This window comes from Marinoscillum pacificum (genome assembly GCF_024714495.1).
GTDB lineage: Bacteria > Bacteroidota > Bacteroidia > Cytophagales > Cyclobacteriaceae > Marinoscillum > Marinoscillum pacificum.
In genome coordinates, this window is sequence record NZ_JAMZMJ010000001.1 from 822,076 (window position 1) to 843,513 (window position 21,438).

A 21,438-nucleotide genomic window follows, 5' to 3' on the forward strand; every position below is an offset into this window, starting at 1 on the left:
AGAGGAAATAAAAACCTAACCATTGTAAAAATGAATAAGTCATTACGATTTACCCTTACGCTTCTTGTTTCAGCCTCGTTCTTATCTACTATGGTAAGTTGTGGCGGAGGATCTTCTAAGTCTACTGCCGAGGATGTAGCATTTGAAGATGCTGAAAAGAAAATCGTAACAGACATGGACCAAGTAATCCATGATCTTCCTTCACCAACAGAAGTACCTTACATGCTTCAAGCTACAGGTGCTGATTTTAACAAAGACATCATTAATGGTCTTGAAAGACTACCAAAATATTTAACTAACGAAGATGAATCTGCACTTAACCTAGGTATCTACGCTACAGATATGGGTTACTTGATTTCATACAAGCAACTAGAGGAAGCTACAGACTATTTAGAGTCATCACAGAAACTTGCTGAGAGTTTAGGTGTTGCTTCTGTATTCAGTGTAGCTACAATTGAGAAATTCCAAAGCAATCTTGACAATCCTGACTCATTAAACAAAATCCTTACCAAGTCAATTGCGGATGTTGAAGATAGATTGGAAAGTGCAGATAGAGTTTCTGTTGCTGCGTTAATCCTAGCTGGATCTTTTGTGGAAGGTCTTTATTTGGCAGTAGAGGTTATTGAAACTTACCCTACTGACGTTTTAGACGAAGAAACTAGAAACTTGATTCTTGAGCCTTTGGTGAAGGTTGTATTGGATCAAGAGAAGCCGCTTCTTGATGTTATTGGATTATTGAAAGATCTTCCGGAAGATGACATCATTGATCACATGATCAGCGAACTAGAAGTATTAAGAGTTCTTTATGAGACTGACTTAGCAGAAGTAGATAAGAAAATCGCAGAAAATACTGGTGATTTTATGCTAACTGAATCAGATCTTTCTGGCATCAGAACAGAAGTGAAAAGGATAAGAACTGATATCGTTGAATTCGAATAATAGAACTTACCTAACCTAACATATGAAAGCATTGGAGCAATTCCAATGCTTTTCGTATTTTTAGCCTTTCCTAACCTAACTAATTACCGCTGATGAGTGAAGAGATACTCAATGCCATCATTAATCTACTGGCAATTGTTGCACGAGAAGACGATGTTACAACAGATGAAAGAGCATCTATCGAGAACTTCTTGCGTAACAACCTGAACGAGCAAACAGCTCTCTCCTATTTAAAATTATTTGATGAAATCGCTTCGAATAAATCCAATATCAAAAGCGAAAAAGAAAAAATAAAGGAGATATGTGGCAAGATTAATTTAGAGCAAACGGCACAACAAAAGGTTGTGATTATCCTCAACTTGTTAGTATTAATTGCTGCGGATGGCAAGATTTCGTCGAGAGAGAAGGAATTACTCTATCTAATCTCTGAAGAAATAAATATTGCTACGACAATCACTGATTTGATCAAAGCATTCGTCATTTTTCAGGAACGAAGCAAAATCAGTTCGAAAAACTTATTGGTCATTGATGATGGTAATTATGCCATCCCTGATAAATGTCAACGAATAATAAGAGACTCTTTCAGTGATTTTATTTTAGTCCTTCGGATACCTGAAGTAGAAGTTTACCTTGCCAAACACATTGGTGAAGAAGTAGTAACGATGAATGACGTGCCTATGCGCACCAATCAGATTTACACTATTCCTACTGGTAGTTCCTTCAAATTCAAAAGAGCAACGGCAATCTACCATAGTGAGATAGTCAACAACTTCAGAAAAACCGAAACAGAGGATGAACTCACCTTCGTAGCTCGAAATGTATCATTCAAGTTTAAAAACGGGAAAATCGGTCTTCGCAACATCAACATTGAAGAAGAATCAGGCAACCTCATCGCCTTAATGGGTGGAAGTGGTGCTGGTAAATCCACTCTTCTAAACGTGCTGAATGGAAATGAAACCCCTTCGGAAGGTTCAGTTAGAATCAATGGAGTGGACATACATATAAGTAAAAAACAAATTGAAGGCGTTATTGGCTATGTACCACAGGATGATCTTTTAATCGAAGAGTTAACAGTTTTTGACAACCTTTTCTATGCTGCCAAACTGTGTTTCAAGGATTTAAACGATGGCGAGCTTCAAAACCTGGTAACAAGAACCTTAGAATCCCTTGGACTGTATGAAACCAGAAACCTTAAAGTAGGATCACCTCTTGAAAAAACAATCTCTGGAGGTCAAAGAAAGCGCCTTAATATTGGACTGGAATTACTGAGAGAACCTTCAGTGATGTTTGTTGATGAACCTACCAGTGGCCTCTCCTCACGAGATTCAGAGAATATCATGGACTTACTCAAAGAACTTTCCCTAAAAGGAAAAATGATCTTTGTAGTAATTCATCAACCTTCAGAGGATATTTTCAAGATGTTTGACCGCTTACTCATTCTAGATGTAGGTGGTTATCAAATCTATTATGGCAATCCTGTTGAAGCCGTTAATTACTTCAAGGAAATTGTAAAAATGGTGGATCAAAGTTCAGGTGCAAACCCGGAACAGATTTTTAACATCATAGAAACCAAAGTGGTCAATGAATATGGAAACTTTACTAAAGAGCGCAAAACCTCTCCATATGAATGGTACCAGTTCTTTAAAGAGCGCATAGAAATTAAAAAAATAAAGGAGACGGACTCCGTCCCACCAAAAACACTACATATCCCTAACAAGATCAAACAATTAAGTGTATTCACGATTCGCGATCTTAAGAGCAAGTTGAGCAACAAGCAATATTTAGCAATCAATCTGTTAGAGGCTCCTATTTTGGCATTTCTACTTGCCTTTATCGTACGATATATGCCTGAGGATACCCTGACATATCACTTTAGTGAAAACCTGAACATTCCAGTCTTCTTTTTCATGAGTGTGATTGTTGCACTGTTTATGGGATTAACCGTTAGTGCCGAAGAGATCATAAAAGATAGAAAAATACTCAAAAGAGAGGCATTCTTAAATCTGAGCAAATCAAGTTACATCATTTCAAAAGTGTTGATTTTGTTTGGACTATCCGCTTTCCAGACTCTTTCATTTGTTTTGATTGGCCATTGGATTCTTGAGATTCAAGGCATGTTGTTACCATTCTGGATGGTTTTATTCACTGTTTCATGTTTTGCAAACTCTTTGGGTCTAAATGTTAGTTCTGCATTCAAATCGGCAGTCACGGTTTATATCTTGATTCCTCTTTTAGTAATTCCTCAATTGATATTAAGTGGTGTAGTGGTGAATTTTGACAAATTAAATCCTTCAATTACTACAGAGGACAAAGTCCCAATGATTGGAGAAATAATGGCATCTAGATGGGCTTTTGAAGCCATGGCCGTTACCCAGTTCAAAGACAATGAATTTGAAAAAGAGTTTTATCCTTTCGATAAGGTGATGGCTCAATCAGAGTTTAAAACAGGCTATTTGTTCCCAAAACTTCTCGAAATCCTTGAAGATACTCACCACAATATAAACGGAGCAAATGAAGAAGAACTTGCTAAAATCTCCTATGACTTAACGACTCTAAGCAATGAGCTGAACAAGGAACTTAGTAAAATCGGGGCAGATAAATTCCCCCAAATATCTCAGCTAAATACGGATGATTGGAGTGAGGAAGTATATCAAGAAACAGACTTATTCATTCAAAAACTTCAGACATACTACAACCTTCGCTACAAAAAAGCCAATGAAGAAAAAAGGGCACTAATGTCTAGCTATATCGGAACTGAAGAAGGTCAAGAAGCTTATGAATTAAAAAAACTGACCTACACGAACGAAACACTTGGAATGCTCGTTAAAAACATGGGAACCAAGCATCGTCTTTTGGAGCACAACAACGAATTTGTTCAAAAGCTCTATCCAATCTACAATGATCCAGAACACCCATCCGGACCATTGGATTTCAGAGCTCAATTTTATCAACCTACGAAACATTTTGCTGGTATTTGGTTTGACACCTTGAAGTTCAACATGACAATTATTTGGTTAATGTCATTTATTCTTTTGGTGATACTTTACTTTGACGGATTCAGACGAATCATTTCTATTTTCGGTTAATGTTTTTCATACTTTCAAAGCTCTTAGTCTTTGTATTGAACCCTTTGGTATGGGTTTGCACATTGTTTATTTACGGGTTATTCACGTCCAAAGCCAAAATGAAAAAAGGGGCTTTGGTCACCGCTTTAATTGTGTTGCTACTAAGCAGCAACCCACTCATTTGCAATATGGCGATGAGTAAATTAGAGTGGACACCCAAGTCAAAGGATGAAATTCCATTGGTTAGCACAGGCGTGGTGTTAGGTGGAATAGTAGAATGGAAGGATCAGACCGACTTAATTAACCTGAACGCAAGTGTTGAACGAATAGAAGAAGCAATAAACCTATATCACGAAGGTTTGATTGGTCAAATCATTCTTTCTGGCGGGTCAGGAAGTTTATTGGAACCGGATAAATTAGAAAGTGTGGCACTTAAAGATTTCATTTTAACAAGAGGAGTTAAAAAAAGAGATCTTATAATAGATCCAAAATCACGCAATACGTATGAAAACGCAGTAGAATCTAAGAAAATACTGGACTCCCTGGGTATAGCTGATCAGCCTATTTTACTAATCACCTCAGCCTTTCATATGAAACGTGCTGTTCGGTGTTTTAATAAACAAGGAGTTGACAATGTCCCATTCCCTGTAGATTTCAAAAGTGACCAATTAGACTGGTCCGTGGAATGGATCATCCCAAGCGCGGAAGCCATTACCACGTGGCAGTTAATGCTAAAAGAATATGTGGGGATGTTAGCTTACAGTATTACGGGGTATATATAAAAAAAGCCCTGACCGATTAAGTCAGGGCTGGATATATCTTTAAGAAATAAGGTCTGTTACTCCTCTCCTTTTGGAGCTTTAGCTTCTTTTTCAGCTTTAGCTTCTTCTTTCTTTGCTTTAGGAGCAGCTTTTTTAGCTTTTGCTTCAGCTTTCTCTTCTTTAGCAGGAGCTTCTTCCTTCTTTGCTGATGCTTTTTTAGCAGGAGCTTTCTCGAAGCTCTTCTTAATCTCTTCTACATCAACGTTTTTAATAGTCGGAACCGTATTCAATCTTTTGATTGCGTTTACACGGTTTTTAGCTCTTGACTTATTTCTTTTGCCTTTTCTTTCTAATCTTGTAACAGCCATTTTCTGAACATTTCGTTTTAACGAGGTGCAAATTTAGAGTATTAGTTAGTTTTGTCCAAAATTATTCTATGGCAACTTCAAAACCTTCTTTACCAAAAGGAACTAGAGATTTCGGACCAGAGCAATCTGCGAAAAGATCATACATCATTGAAACCATTAAAAATAACTTCATAAAGTACGGTTTCAGCCAAATTGAGACCCCTGCAATGGAGCAATTGTCTGTTTTGACAGGCAAGTATGGAGACGAAGGAGATCAATTATTATTTAAAATAATGAACTCTGGTGATTACTTAAAAAAATCAGATTCGACTGATTTTGAGAAAGGAAGTGCTCACTTGTTGCCAAAAATCTCCGAAAAAGGACTGAAATACGATCTTACGGTTCCATTTGCACGATTCGTAGTGATGAACCAAAACGACATCACCTTCCCTTTCAAAAGATTTCAGATACAACCCGTGTGGCGAGCAGACCGTCCGCAAAAAGGCAGATATAGAGAGTTTTATCAGTGTGATGCTGACATTGTAGGCACTGACTCCTTGGTCAATGAAGCCGAACTAACTCAATTAATCCATGATGTGTACAATGATCTTGGATACAAAGGCTTTGTTTTAAAGATCAATCACAGAGAAATTTTAATGGAATTGGCAAGATATGCCGGACTTGCTGGTAAAGAAATGCCTTTCTGTGTCATTATAGACAAACTGGATAAAGTGGGTCAAGAGAAAGTCATTGAAGAACTTTTGGCTATAGGAGCTAATCAGGAAAAATTAGCGGATGTTATCAACTCATTTTCTACCGAAGGTGAAAACACCTTGAAAGTTGAAATGATCGAAAAAGTGATTGGTAGCAACAGAGGCACAAAGGAGCTAACTGAATATTTTGATTTCCTTCAATCATACGGTACAGAAAACCTGCAAATAGAATTAGATTTTAGTTTAGCCAGAGGTCTCTCCTATTACACTGGAATCATCTTTGAAGTGAAAGCCACAGATGTTCAAATCGGGAGCATTACAGGAGGTGGACGATACGACAACCTTACAGGCGTTTTTGGACTTCAGGGCACATCGGGTGTAGGAATTTCTTTTGGACTGGATAGAATCTACGATGTATTGGAAGAAAAAGGTCTTTTCCCTCCTTCATTGACTCAATCATCCGATGTGCTAATTACTCACTTTGATGAGGAGTGCATGAAGCATGGCCTTGGTCTTTTAAAGCAATTACGCGCTGCAGGCATCAGAGCAGAAATGTTTCCAGAGTCAGTGAAAATGAAAAAACAATTCAATTATGCTGATAAAAAAGAAATACCTTATGTATTGGTAATTGGCTCTGAAGAAATAAAAAGAGGTGAATACTCTCTAAAAAACATGAAGGACGGCTCACAGGAAATGTTGTCAATAGAACGCATAATTGAGAGCATTACTGATCAAAAATAATATTCGAAAGGGATCGTTAAGATCATACTATTGAATGAAGCAACTGACAACCATATTCTTCCTGGCAATCTTACTGCCTGCTACGGCACAGTATGTTAGCCCGCTGGGGAGATTTACGGTTGACTATAATAAAGGTTGTTCCCCATTGACAATTACAGTTACACCCACTGGTGAAGCAGCATCAGTTCAGGGAATCCAGTACAGCTACGAAGAAGATGAAGTAGAAACTACCGAAACCTCCTATGACTATACCACAGCTGGTAATTACAGAATCATCCAGTTTCTTGGAGAGAGTTTCTCACCACAAACAGACACCGTTTATTTAACCATTCGCGAACCATTAGAGCCTGTTTTCGAAATTTACTATTGTAGTGAAACTCAATTTGTGCTACACATGAAAGATGATTATTATGACTTCTTTTATGCGAAAACAAACTCAAATGATTCAGTATTGGTGAGTCCAAACTCTTCGACAACACTTGATTTCCCATCCGGAAATGGCACATTAACCATAGAGGGTTATTTTGAGGGATCTTTTGCTAACTGCGGAGTAGTTAATCGATCATTTAGTTTGACAACATTAGAAGAAACCCATCCTGACAATCTCCAACTCCAATATGGTTGTTCTGACGATTATTACCTTCAACTGGATGCCACCAGATTAAGCCCATTTCAGCTTTATCAATTGCAATATTCAGTGGATAATTCCGGTTTTCAAGACGCCTATACTGGTCAAGTTTTGAATGGACAAACACTCTATCCTATCACACTTCCTGGATTAAATAATCCTCAGGAAGTCTGCCTGAGGTTCAATACATTAAATCCATGTGACTCCACCATCCTTTTCAGCACAGACTATTGCCAAAACATTGAAAGTTTTTACTCACTGGAAAATGCCTATGCTACTTATTTGGGAGAACAGGTTCTAATCAATTCTGACACCATTAACGGCACTTTAAATCTTTATAAAACCACCGGTCAAAATTTTGCCTTTGCAACAGAATTCACCTCATCTACATTAGATAATCCTTCTAGTAAGTTCAGACCAACCAACTACAAGATTGTTGCCACTGATAGCTGCGGGATAGTCCTTGATTCCATTTTCATAAGTCCTCCTTTTTTAGAATTAATAGATAAAAGCTACAGTGACAACCTGCTAACTATTGACGCTCAAGAACCTTTGAATAACTACAATAGAATAGCCGATTCGGTTTTGATCTATAATTTGGACAGCACTATTGTTACTTCCACTCTTTACAGTCCAGAAATTAGAATTCCTGCAACTATTGGGGATTTTGTAAGGCTACGCTTGAAATACACTTATGACAATAACCTGAACCTCTACTCTAACGCAGTAGAAACCGAAGTAATCGTTAAAGTTTATGTACCAGATGCATTCACACCTAACAATGATGGATTAAATGACGAATTGGAGATTTTTGGACTTCCTACCAGCAACTTCACGATTCAGATCTTTGACAGATGGGGAAAAGTAATTCATCAAGCGACAGAAAACCCCGTATGGAACGGGAGAGTAGGCAAAAAACAGGTGATAACTGGCAGCTACCTTTATCGGTTAACCTTTGAGTTAGAATCTGGGGAACTTAAAACTCAAGTTGGTACTTTTGCTGTATTAAAGAATTAAACCTGTAGGATATGTTAGATATGATGAAAATGATGGGCAAACTGAAGGAAGTTCAGGAAAACATGAAAAAAGCCCAGGAAGGTTTAAAAGACATCAAAGCTACTGGTGATGCCGGTGCCGGTATGGTAACAGCCACAGTTAATGGAAACAAAGAACTAGTTGACTTAAAAATTGACGAATCACTTGTTTCTAAGGACGATCAGGATATGATGAAAGACCTGATAATAGCTGCTGTAAATAAAGCAATAAGCAATGTAGAGGTAGAGGCTCGTGAACATATGAAGAAGGCCACTGATGGAGTGATTCCAAACATTCCAGGTTTTGACCTGAACAACATGATGTAATGAGCACTACAGCAGTTGTTATACTCAATTATAACGGAAGCGAGTTTTTACAACAGTTTCTACCTACATTAATTAAGTATTCAGGCAAAGCTCAAATCGTAGTTGCAGACAACAAATCAACGGATGATTCATTAGAAGTTCTCAAGCAATTTCCTAAAGTCACAGCCTTAACTCTTGCAGAGAATTACGGATACGCTGGAGGCTATAATGAAGCCTTACAGCAAGTTTCTGCCTATTATTACGCTTTAGTCAACTCAGACATTGAAGTCACCCAAGGTTGGTTAAATCCTTTGATTTCTTTCTTAGAGAACAATTCAGATTACGCTGCGGTACAGCCCAAAATCCTCGATTTCAAGAACAGACAACACTTTGAATATGCAGGAGCCTCAGGTGGATTCATGGATTCACTTGGATATGCCTATTGCCGAGGACGAATCTTCGACACGCTAGAAAAAGACATCCATCAATACGATAACCCAACAGATGTTTTCTGGACTACAGGAGCGTGTTTCATGATCCGAAGTTCCATCTTTCACAAAATCGGTGGCTTTCCTGCTGATTTCTTTGCACACATGGAAGAAGTAGACTTATGCTGGAGATTACTAAGCAATGGTTTTAAACTAGCAGCTATTCCTCAATCCGAGGTTTATCATGTTGGAGGCGGAACATTGAACAAAAACAGCCCCAGGAAAACATACCTCAATTTCCGGAACAACATTAGGCTTTTAGTCAGAAATTTACCGAAGAGTCACCTCCTACTTACTTTACCAATAAGAATAGTATTGGACTGGGCAGCTGCGCTCTTATTTTGGAAGCAACAATCCTTTGAACACTTCACTGCAGTATTTAAAGCACACAAAGATGCTTTCAGATCGATGAACCATGATTTAAGCCAAAAAGACAGATCCAAACCTAGAATAATGACATCAAGCTGGATAGTCTTGCAATATTATCTATTCGGAAAAAAAACGTTTAAGGAGCTTAATAATACCAAATAGAGTTATCCCTTCGTCTCAACATTTTGCGAAAATTCATCACAAAAGCAAGTGCGAGATAGACAATAATTGGCGACCCAAAGGTCAAAAAAGAGGTATAAATGAAAAATAACCGAATGCCAGAAGTCGGTATTCTAAGCTTTTCGCCCAAACGGGTACATACCCCAAAAGCATATTTTTCAAAAAACTTTTGCATATCTGACTGGAAATTAATGCTTCAAAGATAACAAATCTGGCTTAGATTTGTTGTGTATGCATTACGAAGTAAGTTATTATTTCCGTATTATTGCATCTTATTATAGGATTCGACCATTATTGTATTTGAAAATCAAAAAAATGATCCACATGCGAAAAATTAACTTTGCTATGGCTTTAGTTGCCGGAGCAATCTTTTTTTCCGGCTGTTCGCTTAGTAAAATGATTAAGCTTGCGGCTGACCAAGATTTGCAGGTAACACCTAACCCTTTAGAGGTACACGGTGGTGCTGTACCATTCGATGTATCTGCTGTCCTTCCTCCAAAAATGCTTCCAACTGGTAAAGTGTATACAATCAACACTATCTATCAATATGGAGACCAAGAGGTAGCTGTAGGTTCAATTGAATTTAAAGCTGAAGATTTCCCTAACAGTAGTTCTTCTACTTCTAGAAAAAGCGAAAGCTTCACATTCCCATATCAGGCAGGCATGAATCCTGGTACCCTTTATGTAGAAGGTGTTGCTAGCGATCCAAAATCTGGTAAGTCTAAAACTTCTCCAAGATTGGCAGTAGCTCAAGGTCTAGTTATGACTAGCACATTTGCGAAGCCTGTAACTTTCAGCACATACGCTGATCACGGCTACAACGACAAGGAAGAGCTTATTCCAACAAACGTAAACTTCTTCTTCGAGCAAGGTGCTGCTAGATTGAATCCTTCAGTAAACACTGACGGAACTTCAAACAGAGCTAAAAGTAACGACTTAGCTGCATTCATCGCAGAGAAAAACGTTACCAGAACTGTTACTATCACTGGTACTCACTCTCCAGAGGGTACTGAAAGAGTAAACAGCGACTTGGCAGAAGATAGAGCAAAAGCTATCGAAGACTTCTACAGAAAGCAAATGAAAAGATATGACTACAAAGGTATGTCTGACTCTATTAAATTCATTTTGAAGCCAATCGTAGAAGATTGGAGTGGTCTTAAAGCTGCTCTTTCGTCTTATGATGGAATTTCTGCTTCTGATAAATCTTCTGTTACAAACATTGTAAACGGAACAGGTTCATTCGAAGAAAAAGAAGAGAGCTTGCAAAAACTTGCTTTCTATGACAAACTTTTGAAAGAAGTTTATCCAGGTTTGAGAACTGCTAAAACAGAGATCTTAACTGTAAAAGCTAAAAAATCAAACGCACAAATCGCAGTACTTTCTAAGCAAGTAGTAAATGGTGAAGCTGAGGCTGACACTCTTTCATTCGAAGAGTTCATGTTCTCTGCAACACTTACTCCTTCTCTAGATGAGAAAGCAGCTATCTACAAAGCAGCTTCTAAGTCTGGCAACTGGCAAGCACACAACAACCTTGCTGCTGTTTACCTAGATCAAGCAGCTAAAGCTGAAGGATCTGCTAAAACTAAATTGGTACAGGATGCTGTAACTCAATTGGAAATTGCTGCTAACAAGCAAAAGTCTGCTATCGTTTCTGCCAACATGGCTGCTGCATACATCATGCAAGCAGATTATGCTAAAGGTTTGGACGCTATCGGAACTGCTTCAAGCGCTTCTCCTTCAAACAAAACTGCTAGTAACCTATCAGGTATGAAAGGTTCTATCCAGGTAATGAACGGTCAGTACGATGCTGCTAACGCTTCTTTCGCTAACTCTGCGAAAAGTGATGTAGTAACTTTCGATACTGGTTTGTCTCAATTGTTGTCAGGTGACTATGCTACTGCTAAAAACACATTAGGTGATGTAGCAAACAGCGAAACTGTAGGAGCTGAAGCCAACTACCTAATCGCTATTGCATCTGCAAGACAAAACAATGCATCTGACGTAATCAGCAGCTTGAAAGCAGCTATTAAGAAAGATCCAGCATTGAAAGACAAAGCGATCAACGATCTTGAGTTTGTAAATTACACTGATGCAGTTGCTGAAGCTGTTAAGTAATTAACAAAACGAAATAAATTACAAGAAAGCTCTCCATTTTGGAGAGCTTTTTTTATGATTATCAGCCTAATGAATTAATTTAGCAGGGCTTTAAAACAAAGACTAGAACATGCGCGAAATACAGTTTAGACAAGCACTTGGTGAAGCGATGACCGAAGAGATGAGACGCGACGACAAGGTGTTTTTAATGGGTGAAGAAGTAGCTGAATACAATGGAGCTTACAAAGTAAGCCAGGGAATGCTAGATGAATTCGGCGCCAAAAGAGTTATCGATACCCCTATCGCAGAATTAGGTTTCGCAGGAATGGGCGTTGGAGCAGCTATGAACGGCCTTAGACCGATCGTAGAATTCATGACTTTCAACTTCTCTCTTGTAGCAATTGATCAGGTAATTAACAGTGCCGCAAAAATAAAATCAATGTCTGGTGGTCAGTTTGACTGTCCTATCGTATTCAGAGGACCTACTGGTAACGCTGGACAATTATCATCACAACACTCTCAAAACTTTGAGAACTGGTATGCCAATACTCCAGGTTTGAAAGTAGTTGTACCTTCTAATCCATACGATGCAAAAGGACTTCTAAAGTCTTCTATTCGTGATAACGACCCTGTTATTTTCATGGAATCAGAATTGATGTATGGTGATAAAGGTGAAGTTCCTGAAGAAGAATACTTGATCCCAATCGGACAGGCTGTAACTGTAAAACAAGGCTCTGATGTAACACTCGTATCATTTGGTAAAATGATGAAAGTGGTTGACGAAGCTGCTGCAGAACTTGCAAAAGAAGGAATCAACGCTGAGGTTATTGACCTTAGAACTGTTAGACCAATCGACTATGCTTCTGTAATTGAATCTGTAAAGAAAACGAACAGATTAGTGATTGTTGAAGAAGCATGGCCACTAGCCTCTATCTCTGCTGAATTGAGTCACCATATCCAAAAGAATGCTTTTGATTATCTTGATGCACCAGTTCATAGAGTAAATAGTAAAGATCTTCCTTTGCCATACGCTCCTACTTTGATTGAAGAAATTCTTCCAAACGTGAAGAGAACAATCGAAGCTGTGAAGGCGGTTATGTATAGATAAGAAATACTAAACGTATTAATTGATAAAAAGAGGTGCCTTTTAGCACCTCTTTTTTATTTTAATGGAATGAACTCAATCTTCGGAAGCCCAGAACTACTAGAGACACTCAAAGAGCATATGCAGCTAGAGCAATATGCAAAGGGAGATATCATAGAAAATGCTGGAGATGTATCAAAACGACTATTCTTTATCAAAAAAGGAATTATCAGAGTATTTTATCGAACAGCAGGTAGAGAGATTTGCTGCCACTTCGCTAAGGAAAATGAAATTTTGACTGGTATCGACAGCTTCTTTACTGGAAAACCTACTATATACACATCTCAAGCACTTGAGACTACAGAGTGCTATTCATTAACTAAAAACAACCTGGATTGGGTCTTCGACCATGTAGAAGGAATGGATAGATATGGCAGAATCTTTATGATTGAAGCTTATTCAGAATTAGTAGAGCGTTACAACTCTATAGTCTCTATGTCTGCAGAAGAGCGATATGAAGACTTTATGAATAAACATTCGGACTTGCTTAATCGAGTACCCCTTGGCTATATTTCTTCCTATTTAGGTATGAAACAAGAGACACTAAGTAGAATTAGAAGCAAACAAAATTAGCCTTGATTGTCGTTTTTGATCTAGATCAAAAGAAACGAAATACCACACTCCTACCTTCACATGTATAACCATATTATACATTATGAAGAAAATACTTGTCATCTGTGGACATCCAGATCAAGAAAGCCTCAATGCCTACATGGCGTCCAATTATGCAGAACAGGCAGCTAAAAATCATGAAGTAAAGACCATTCATCTTCGATCACTTGAGTTTAATTATAACCTGGAGCATGGCTACAATAAAAGAACTGAGCTGGAGCCGGACCTTATTCAAGCACAAAAAGACATTCAATGGGCTGATCATCTTGTGTGGTTCTTCCCAACCTGGTGGGGAAGCTATCCTGCAGTGATGAAAGCCTTTATTGATCGTGTATTTCTTCCTGGATTTGCTTTTAAATACCGGGAAAACTCCGTTTGGTGGGACAAGTTCTTAAACAAGAAAACTGCTAGAATTGTATCTACCATGCACACTCCCTATTGGTATTACCGACTTGTATATCGCAATCCATCCATTAATGCCTTAAAAAAGTTAACCATGGAGTTTTGTGGTGTATCGTCTGTGAAAACAACCATACTTGCCGCTACACATAATCAAAAGGCGCCAGTAGAACAATGGATAGATAGGATCAAAAAAATAGGTCATGCAGCTGCATGACCTATCGTATATTAAAAATGCACGATCTTGGTTTATCGCATCAAGTTAGAAAGCGCTTTAGCGCCACCCATTTTATTCATGGTTTTCATCATCTTTCTCATTTGCTCAAATTGCTTAAGCAACTGATTCACCTGATTGACACTAGTACCACTACCTTTTGCTATTCTTTGTCTTCGAGATCCATTGATGATATCTGGGTTTTCTCTTTCCTTAGGTGTCATCGATTTAATGATCGCTTCAATAGGCTTTAGAGAATCATCATCAATGTCTATATCCTTGATAGCCTTACCAACCCCAGGAATCATCCCCATCAAGTCCTTCAGGTTACCCATTTTCTTAATTTGCTCCATCTGAGACAAGAAATCATCAAACCCAAATTGGTTCTTTTTAATCTTCTTATTGATTCTTCGAGCTTCTTCCTGGTCGAATGTCTGCTGTGCTTTCTCAACTAAGGAAACCACGTCACCCATACCAAGAATTCTATTGGCCATCCTGTCTGGGTGGAAAAGATCGATCGCATCCATCTTCTCACCAGTACTGATGTACTTAATAGGCTTAGTTACTTCTTTTCTAATAGATAAAGCAGCACCACCACGTGTATCACCATCCAATTTGGTTAGAACAACTCCATCAAAATCTAGACGCTCATTGAAGGCCGCTGCAGTATTTACAGCATCCTGACCTGTCATGGAATCCACCACAAACAACGTCTCAGAAGGGTCGATTGCTTTCTTGATTGCAGCAATCTCTTCCATCATCTTTTCATCAACAGCAAGACGTCCGGCTGTATCTATAATCAATGATTTTTTGCCTTGATCCTTAGCATATTTAACTGCGTTTTTTGCAATCTTCACAGGATCTTTCTCATCCGGCTCAGTATATACTTCTACGCCTATCTGCTCACCCAACACTTTCAACTGATCAATCGCAGCAGGTCTGTAAACATCACAGGCAGCAAGCAAAACTGTTCTTCCTTGCTTCTTCAACTGATTGGCAAGCTTACCACTGAAGGTAGTTTTACCAGAACCTTGAAGACCTGATATTAATATCGTATTTGGATTTCCTGTCAAATCGATTGGCACATTGGTCTCACCCATCAATAGAGTAAGCTCCTCAGCCACGATCTTAGTTAATAATTGACCCGGTGAAACCGCAATAAGTACATCTCTACCAAGCGCTTTTTGCTTAATAGAATCTGTAACCTCTTTTGCTACCTTATAGTTAACATCGGCATCAATAAGAGCTCTGCGGATCTCCTTTACAGTGGAGGCCACATTTATTTCGGTAATACTTCCCTGCCCTTTTAGGGTCTTAAACGCGCGATCTAATTTTACACTAAGATTATCAAACATGAACTCTGATTTTTAACAGCTGCAAAACTAATAAACATTGTATTACTGTAACCTATTTAAACGAATTCAGTATTATACATTATGCAGTACCTTGCAATACATAATAACCACCTAATGTGGAATATGTTTTGAATAGGAACTGATAACTAGTAACAATGGACATCAAACTAAATCAAAATGAAAAAGGCACTATTAGTACTAATTGTTGGAGTAATGGCATTTACATCCAATGCCCAGAACAAAGTCAAAGAAAGGGATATCACAGATAAAACCTGGAAACTGGTCATCAATGTCGATGAAGAGTTAGAAGAAGCAAAAAAAGAGGCAGAAGAAGAAGATTCATTCTTAGGTGAAGTAATTGTCAATTCCGTATCTGGTCTCGTTTCTGGGTTATTAGACGAGTTGGAAATTTATATGGAATTCAGAGCCAATGGAGAAGTTAAGGTAACTGTCGAGGCATTTGGCGAGCGTGAAATTGAATATTCAGAGTGGTCAATTGACAATAGAGGTCGCTTGAGAATCTCTGATACGGACAGATTTCAAACAGATGATGAAGATTACTGGATGCTAGAAGATGGTGTTTTAGTGTCTTTTGAAGACGATGGAGAGTTGAATGAAAACGTATATTTAGTGAAGATCGAATAATAAATACCCTATTCTGGGTATATAAAAATCAACAAATCCTGATTTTATTTGTAAAATCAATGAATTTTTAAGTGAAATAATTATAATTTTACAACGAAATCAGGATTTGATATGATTAACAAAAAAGTAGTCAAATTGCTTTCTTCCCTCGCCGCTTACTTCATCTTGATGTTTGGCCTTGGATGTGATCAAAATATTTTCAACGGATTGTTCGATCTTCAGAACAATTTGATTTCTACGATCTCTTTCGTACTACCTATTCTATAATAGATTTTAGGTTGGCAGGAGAATAATTAATAGACTTCAACGTCTTATTATCTCCTTTTCTGTAAACCAGAAACTTACCATCCTCTTCCTTATAATAAGCTTCTGTATCCTTATTGTTTTGGTAATGATCAACAGTAGCTTGAGCTTCCTCTTCTGTCTCACATGCTTTACTCATGTTGGAACGTTGAACTTCGTTGAACAACTCAACAAACTTATTACCAAGCCCAAACTCTAATACCGCACCAGACAATACATATTGTATATCACAAAGGGCATCAGCAACCTCAACAAGGTCATTATCTTTAATAGCTTGCTCCAACTCTTTCAACTCCTCTGCTATCAACGAAACCCTTAAATCACATCTATCCATAGATGGAATTTTAGGCTCGGAAACAACTGGGTGCTTAAATGTTTTATGAAATTCGGCTACCTGATTTAAAGAATCTATTTTATCCATTTTTTGATTTTTCATTTCTCATGGCCAACACTAGAAAGTAAACAAAGCCTCCAAGTATTATAGAGACTGTACAAATCATACTTATAATTGAACTAATACTCATATCAATCTGTGTTAGCACAAAACTTATTAAACAACCATTTATTTAACAACAATCCCAACAAGATAACCGCACCCCACTGAGTAACAATTGTGGCATTGCTATATACATCTATCCAATTCCATGTACCCTCTTTCGTAATCCATGGATCACTACTATAGCCCTGACTCATCCACCAGTAAATCAGAAAAATGGCCATTGCAATATTGATATACAGTGCAAACTGGAAATACTTATCGCTCAATTTGAAATCAGAATCCTGATCAATTAGTTCTGCTTTAAACTTGATAGGCCCATAAATCGCTGTGGCTATTGCAATAAATAGACCACTAACAATCAGACCAAGTCCCCACACCCAATCTTGATTGGTGAAGAAATCCAAACTATACGCACTCGGGTAGCCAAAAACAACAAACACAACCACCATAAGTCCCAGTACTACTCCTTTACTCAGATCAAGGTTGACGATATTGGTTTTAAACAATTCCAGCATTGGCAAAAAGGAACTGAATGCCGCCAAGGTTAAAGCCAAAAAGAACAACACTGACATAAATGCTCCACCAGGAATTGTCGCAAATAACTTTGGAATAATGGTAAAGGTTAATGCCTGACTACCAGATTGCAAGTGACTGATTGCCTCTTGTTCTGATGCTGCTAATGCAAAAACAGCTGGCAATATGGCCACTCCAGCCAAAATGGATGCCGTGTTATTGCCGAATGCGCCGATGAAGGTATTGAGCGTAACATCCTCTTTAGATCTACTGTAAGATGAAATGGTGATCATCAATCCCCAACCAGCACCAGTCGACCAGGCAGATTGTGATAACGCTTCAATCCATATGGTTGGATTTTGAAAATCTGACCAACGGATAGCAAACATATAATCCAGCCCTTTAATTCCATTATCCATTGATAACGCCGCAATGGCTACAATTACCAAAAGAACGAATAAGCTAGGTATAAGAATTCTATTAGCAGCTTCCAGTCCTTTTCGTACTCCTCTACTAATCACTAAAACTCCTATAACTACTACAACGATGTAAATAGACACCGTTAGCCAGCTTTCATTGGCAAAACCATCCCATTGTGCATCCAAATAAGACGGATTTTCAGCAAGTCGATCCAACAAAGTCACATTAGTAACTAATGAATCATATAGGTTTGCAATGGAAGCTCCCAGGTACTCAATGGACCAAGCAGTTACAACTGAATAATAAAAGGCAATCCCCAAAGTACAAAGCGTAATGAAGAAGCCCATCCAGCTCATTTTTGGCCCTGCAAGCTGCCCAAAAGAACCAATAACACCTTTTTTGAACTTTTTACCAATGGAGAACTCTGCCAGGAGAAGAGGAATGGACCATACAAATAGGAATAATATCCAAAGTGCGATGAAACTTCCTCCATACTGACCGGCTAATCGAGGAAACCTCCAAAGGTTTCCCGCTCCGATTGCCATACCTAGAGATGCCAGAATAATACCCCAGCGACTGCTAAACTCTTCTTGTTTGGACATATTATTTCTTAGAAACCTTTACAACAGATCGATAAAGGAAGATAAGAATGAATATAAGTAGCAATACACCTAAATAGCTTCCACCGATTGGCTCGTCAAACAAGGACAAATTGGTTTGGAATCCAGCAACCATTATAGCGATGAAAATCCCCATCAATGCCTCTCCAGTAATTAAGCCTGACGCAATCAAAAGACCAGCATTCGATGCTGTATCCTTACTTTCCTTGGACACATTATTCTTTTTGAAACTTCTCTCCAATAGATAGGCAATTACACCTCCTATGAAAATTGATGAATCTAGTTCAAATGGCAAGTATAGTCCTACCGCAACTGCCAAAACCGGCATTCTAAAGTTGCTATTAATTTTCTTTAAGTAAATATCTGTACCGATAATCACTGCTCCTATCGCAGCACCAATACCAATTATTCCCCATGGCAATTCTCCACCAAAAATCCCAGTGGCAACACTCATCATTAACGACGCTTGAGGTGCAGCCAATGGATTAGGATGTTCAGCTGTTGGATTACCAATACCTCTTGATTCTAACAGGATATCCAATACTGGCGCAATCAACAACGCTCCAGCAACAACACCGACAACCTGCATAATTTGCTGATTTCTTGGAGTCGCTCCAAGCACGTGACCGGCTTTTAAGTCCTGCATGTTATCTCCAGCAATTGCTGCAGCACAGGCCACAACAGCTCCAACCAGAATGGCTCCAGCTGCTCCTCTTCCTGGATCTGAGCTACCCATTAACAATAACAATAGTAACGCTGTACTTAAAATAGTTGCGATTGTAACTCCCGAAATTGGATTATTCGAACTACCAACCAAGCCTGCCATGTACCCTGCAACCGCTGAAAACAAGAATCCAGCAATTACCATCATAATCGCCATGAAAAGCGTCACAGACACATCTTGAATGATGGTCAGGTATATAAAGAAGATCGGAACGATCAAAATACCAATACCCATCAACACCCATGACATTGGGGTATCTAATTCTGTTCTTAAAGTGTCTGATGCTTTTTGCGCACCAGCCTTAAATGCTTTAACACCTGAAGTAAATGCCGTTGATAAAGCTGATCTTAAGCTTATAAGTGCCCACAGACCACCAATCACCATTGCCCCTACACCTAAGTATCTCATTTTATGGCTCCACAAAGCACCTCCAAGAGCTTCTGGTGATACTCCATCTGGACTTGCGAACTTTCCAGCAGCTACCAGTTCAGCTACTACACCATCAAAACCCTCCATTCCCACGTACGCTGGAATAGCAATCCACCAGGTGATTACTCCACCCATAAATACCAACGTAGAAACATTCAATCCAACAATGTATCCCACAGCAACAAGTGCCGGAGACAAGTTCAAACTGAAATACAAGTATACCTTTTGATTCAGGATAGCAGCTTTTTCAAACAGGCCATCCCATAATTTTAACGCTTCATTTCCAAGCTTGAAAACACCACCAATTAAACCACCGTAAACAAGATATTTAACAGATTTACCACCAGTCTGACCTGTCTTTAGCACCTCAGCAGTTGCGACACCTTCTGGGAACATTAATTTCTCCTTCACAATCAGCGCTTGACGCAATGGGATAGTAAATAAGATACCTAGAACACCACCGCTAATAGAAATTAGCGTCGTTTCGAAATAGTTAAAGTGCTGCCAATATCCCATTATAACCAATGCAGGAATAGTGAAAATTACACCAGCTGCAAGGGATTCTCCAGCTGAAGCAGCTGTTTGAACCATGTTATTCTCGAGTACATTCGAATTTTTGAATGCTTTTAGGATCGCCATTGAGATTACCGCTGCGGGGATGGAAGCAGATACGGTAAGTCCTGAAAAAAGTCCGAAGTAAGCATTGGCTGCTCCCAATACCACTGATAATACGGCCCCAAGTATGATGGACCTGAAGGTTAATTCGTTTAGCCTGGTCTCTGGGCTGATATATGGTTTATCCATAGGTTAGTTAAAGTTGAAATATTCGAATTTTTGGAATCTGACAAAAATGTCGATTTAAAGGCTAAAAAAAAAGGAGCTATCATGTTAGATGACAGCTCCTTTATTTAAAAGGCTAATAAACCAATTGAATTATTCCAAATTTCTTAATTGGTATATCGTTGATCTCCACTTGTACTGATACCAGTAACTGAAATATCGCCTCTTCGAATAATCAGGTGGTCATCCCCATCAATTCTGCCAACCTCCAAATCACCAGAAGTTGCTCTTAAATCAAACCCAACCTTTTCCAGGTCATTCTCTAATTCAATATAAATATTGCCAGATGTTGATTTGAATCTCGAATCACCTGTCAGCAACACATAATTACCTTCAATATTACCAGACGTAGCAGATGCCTGAATCATGCCTTCCACACTATCAACATCCATATCTCCACTTGTTGTTGACATATCCAAATCTCCCACCATTCTGTCAATTTCGATATCCCCTGAGGTAGCAACTGTTTTTATATCACCAGTAATCCCAAAAAATTCCTGATCTCCACTGGTTGATCTCATGGCAATATTTCCAGTGATGTCCCTGAACAATACATCGCCACTTGTAGTTCGAACCTGAATGTTTGCATCAATTTGTTTTAATGTAATATCACCACTTGTTGCAGACACATCTAAATATGAAGAAGAATATTCATCTATTGAGATATCACCTGATGTATTTTCAATGCTTAATTCAACACCAGCCGGAAGCTGTAAATCCAATTTGGCAACATCGATATCATTCCAACCCCAATTACGATCTTTCTTACGTTCTACTTTGAACACAATTTCAGATCCTGACTGGATTACAGCGATCACATAATCACCTTCATTTCCATCACCTTTGATTAATCCGTCGAAAACAAGTTGGTCTCTTTGTACAACATTTACGTCACAAAAAATGCCAATAACCTTAACGGACTTGGCATTATCTGTTTCAAAATGTTTTTCAGCTAAAACGCTTTGACCGTAAGAAATGGTCAATAATCCTATAAAAAATAAGGTAAGAAAAAGTCGAAGAGTTGATTTCATAATAGTTTGTTTTTCATATAGATGT

The 21,438-nt window shown here is 38.5% G+C and carries 20 protein-coding genes; 12 read left to right on the forward strand and 8 right to left on the reverse strand.

Going from position 1 to position 21,438, the window contains the following annotated elements:
• Window positions 1–30 precede the first annotated feature (30 nt).
• The 3 genes from NXS00_RS03530 (at window position 31) to NXS00_RS03540 (ending at window position 4,786) form a co-directional block, all read left to right on the forward strand.
• A complete protein-coding gene (locus NXS00_RS03530) occupies window positions 31–939 on the forward strand; it encodes a hypothetical protein (RefSeq protein ID WP_258097731.1) in 909 nt (302 codons plus the stop codon).
• 92 nt (window positions 940–1,031) lie between these two features.
• Window positions 1,032–4,025, forward strand: coding sequence for an ATP-binding cassette domain-containing protein (locus NXS00_RS03535; protein ID WP_258097732.1), 2,994 nt, complete (start codon window positions 1,032–1,034; stop codon window positions 4,023–4,025).
• 173 nt (window positions 4,026–4,198) lie between these two features.
• A complete protein-coding gene (locus NXS00_RS03540) occupies window positions 4,199–4,786 on the forward strand; it encodes a YdcF family protein (protein WP_258097733.1) in 588 nt (195 codons plus the stop codon).
• A gap of 56 nt (window positions 4,787–4,842) precedes the next feature.
• Here NXS00_RS03540 and NXS00_RS03545 read toward each other — a convergent pair whose 3' ends face one another.
• Window positions 4,843–5,133, reverse strand: coding sequence for a hypothetical protein (locus tag NXS00_RS03545; protein ID WP_258098454.1), 291 nt, complete (start codon window positions 5,131–5,133; stop codon window positions 4,843–4,845).
• Window positions 5,134–5,201: 68 nt separating this feature from the next.
• Here NXS00_RS03545 and hisS point away from each other — a divergent pair, with 68 nt between their 5' ends.
• From hisS to NXS00_RS03565, 4 genes are read left to right on the forward strand one after another with little or no spacing between them, the layout of a single operon-like run.
• Entirely contained in the window at window positions 5,202–6,566 is a 1,365-nt protein-coding gene (hisS, locus tag NXS00_RS03550; RefSeq protein WP_258097734.1) for a histidine--tRNA ligase, read from the forward strand.
• Window positions 6,567–6,600: 34 nt separating this feature from the next.
• On the forward strand, window positions 6,601–8,211 hold the full coding sequence (locus NXS00_RS03555) for a T9SS type B sorting domain-containing protein (protein WP_258097735.1): 1,611 nt from the start codon (window positions 6,601–6,603) through the stop codon (window positions 8,209–8,211).
• A gap of 11 nt (window positions 8,212–8,222) precedes the next feature.
• Entirely contained in the window at window positions 8,223–8,555 is a 333-nt protein-coding gene (locus tag NXS00_RS03560) for a YbaB/EbfC family nucleoid-associated protein (protein WP_258097736.1), read from the forward strand.
• Window positions 8,555–9,553 (forward strand): glycosyltransferase family 2 protein, encoded by a 999-nt coding sequence (locus NXS00_RS03565; protein WP_258097737.1) that lies wholly within the window; start codon window positions 8,555–8,557, stop codon window positions 9,551–9,553. Before NXS00_RS03560 ends, NXS00_RS03565 begins: the two co-directional genes overlap by 1 nt.
• Here the strand turns inward: NXS00_RS03565 and NXS00_RS26915 are convergent.
• A complete protein-coding gene (locus NXS00_RS26915; RefSeq protein WP_258097738.1) occupies window positions 9,537–9,746 on the reverse strand; it encodes a PspC domain-containing protein in 210 nt (69 codons plus the stop codon). The two genes, NXS00_RS03565 and NXS00_RS26915, sit on opposite strands and share 17 nt — an antisense overlap.
• A gap of 149 nt (window positions 9,747–9,895) precedes the next feature.
• On the opposite strand from NXS00_RS26915, the gene NXS00_RS03575 reads away from it, so the two are divergent.
• The 4 genes from NXS00_RS03575 to NXS00_RS03590 all read left to right on the forward strand — a co-directional run bounded on the left by NXS00_RS03575 (window position 9,896) and on the right by NXS00_RS03590 (window position 14,037).
• Window positions 9,896–11,686, forward strand: a complete 1,791-nt coding sequence (locus tag NXS00_RS03575; protein ID WP_258097739.1) for an OmpA family protein — start codon at window positions 9,896–9,898, stop codon at window positions 11,684–11,686.
• Between the two features lie 109 nt (window positions 11,687–11,795).
• Window positions 11,796–12,773: a pyruvate dehydrogenase complex E1 component subunit beta gene (locus NXS00_RS03580; protein WP_258097740.1), complete on the forward strand. Its 978-nt coding sequence runs from the start codon at window positions 11,796–11,798 to the stop codon at window positions 12,771–12,773.
• Window positions 12,774–12,839: 66 nt separating this feature from the next.
• A complete protein-coding gene (locus NXS00_RS03585) occupies window positions 12,840–13,382 on the forward strand; it encodes a Crp/Fnr family transcriptional regulator (RefSeq protein ID WP_258097741.1) in 543 nt (180 codons plus the stop codon).
• 82 nt (window positions 13,383–13,464) lie between these two features.
• Window positions 13,465–14,037: an NAD(P)H-dependent oxidoreductase gene (locus NXS00_RS03590; protein WP_258097742.1), complete on the forward strand. Its 573-nt coding sequence runs from the start codon at window positions 13,465–13,467 to the stop codon at window positions 14,035–14,037.
• Window positions 14,038–14,069: 32 nt separating this feature from the next.
• Here the strand turns inward: NXS00_RS03590 and ffh are convergent, their stop codons facing one another.
• Window positions 14,070–15,389 (reverse strand): signal recognition particle protein, encoded by a 1,320-nt coding sequence (ffh, locus tag NXS00_RS03595; protein ID WP_258097743.1) that lies wholly within the window; start codon window positions 15,387–15,389, stop codon window positions 14,070–14,072.
• Window positions 15,390–15,566: 177 nt separating this feature from the next.
• On the opposite strand from ffh, the gene NXS00_RS03600 reads away from it, so the two are divergent.
• Window positions 15,567–16,034 (forward strand): hypothetical protein, encoded by a 468-nt coding sequence (locus NXS00_RS03600; protein ID WP_258097744.1) that lies wholly within the window; start codon window positions 15,567–15,569, stop codon window positions 16,032–16,034.
• A gap of 256 nt (window positions 16,035–16,290) precedes the next feature.
• Here NXS00_RS03600 and NXS00_RS03605 read toward each other — a convergent pair whose 3' ends face one another.
• From NXS00_RS03605 to NXS00_RS03625, 5 genes are all read right to left on the reverse strand, one after another.
• A complete protein-coding gene (locus NXS00_RS03605) occupies window positions 16,291–16,758 on the reverse strand; it encodes a pyrophosphohydrolase domain-containing protein (RefSeq protein WP_258097745.1) in 468 nt (155 codons plus the stop codon).
• Window positions 16,751–16,861, reverse strand: a complete 111-nt coding sequence (locus NXS00_RS03610; protein ID WP_308708447.1) for a MetS family NSS transporter small subunit — start codon at window positions 16,859–16,861, stop codon at window positions 16,751–16,753. Before NXS00_RS03610 ends, NXS00_RS03605 begins: the two co-directional genes overlap by 8 nt.
• Window position 16,862: 1 nt before the next feature.
• Window positions 16,863–18,371 carry a sodium-dependent transporter gene (locus NXS00_RS03615; RefSeq protein ID WP_258097746.1) on the reverse strand — a complete coding sequence of 503 codons (1,509 nt, stop codon included), beginning with the start codon at window positions 18,369–18,371 and terminating at the stop codon, window positions 16,863–16,865.
• Window position 18,372: 1 nt separating this feature from the next.
• Entirely contained in the window at window positions 18,373–20,346 is a 1,974-nt protein-coding gene (locus tag NXS00_RS03620; protein ID WP_258097747.1) for an OPT family oligopeptide transporter, read from the reverse strand.
• A 143-nt stretch (window positions 20,347–20,489) separates the two neighbouring features.
• Window positions 20,490–21,413 carry a DUF4097 family beta strand repeat-containing protein gene (locus NXS00_RS03625; protein ID WP_258097748.1) on the reverse strand — a complete coding sequence of 308 codons (924 nt, stop codon included), beginning with the start codon at window positions 21,411–21,413 and terminating at the stop codon, window positions 20,490–20,492.
• Between the last annotated feature and the right edge of the window lie 25 nt (window positions 21,414–21,438).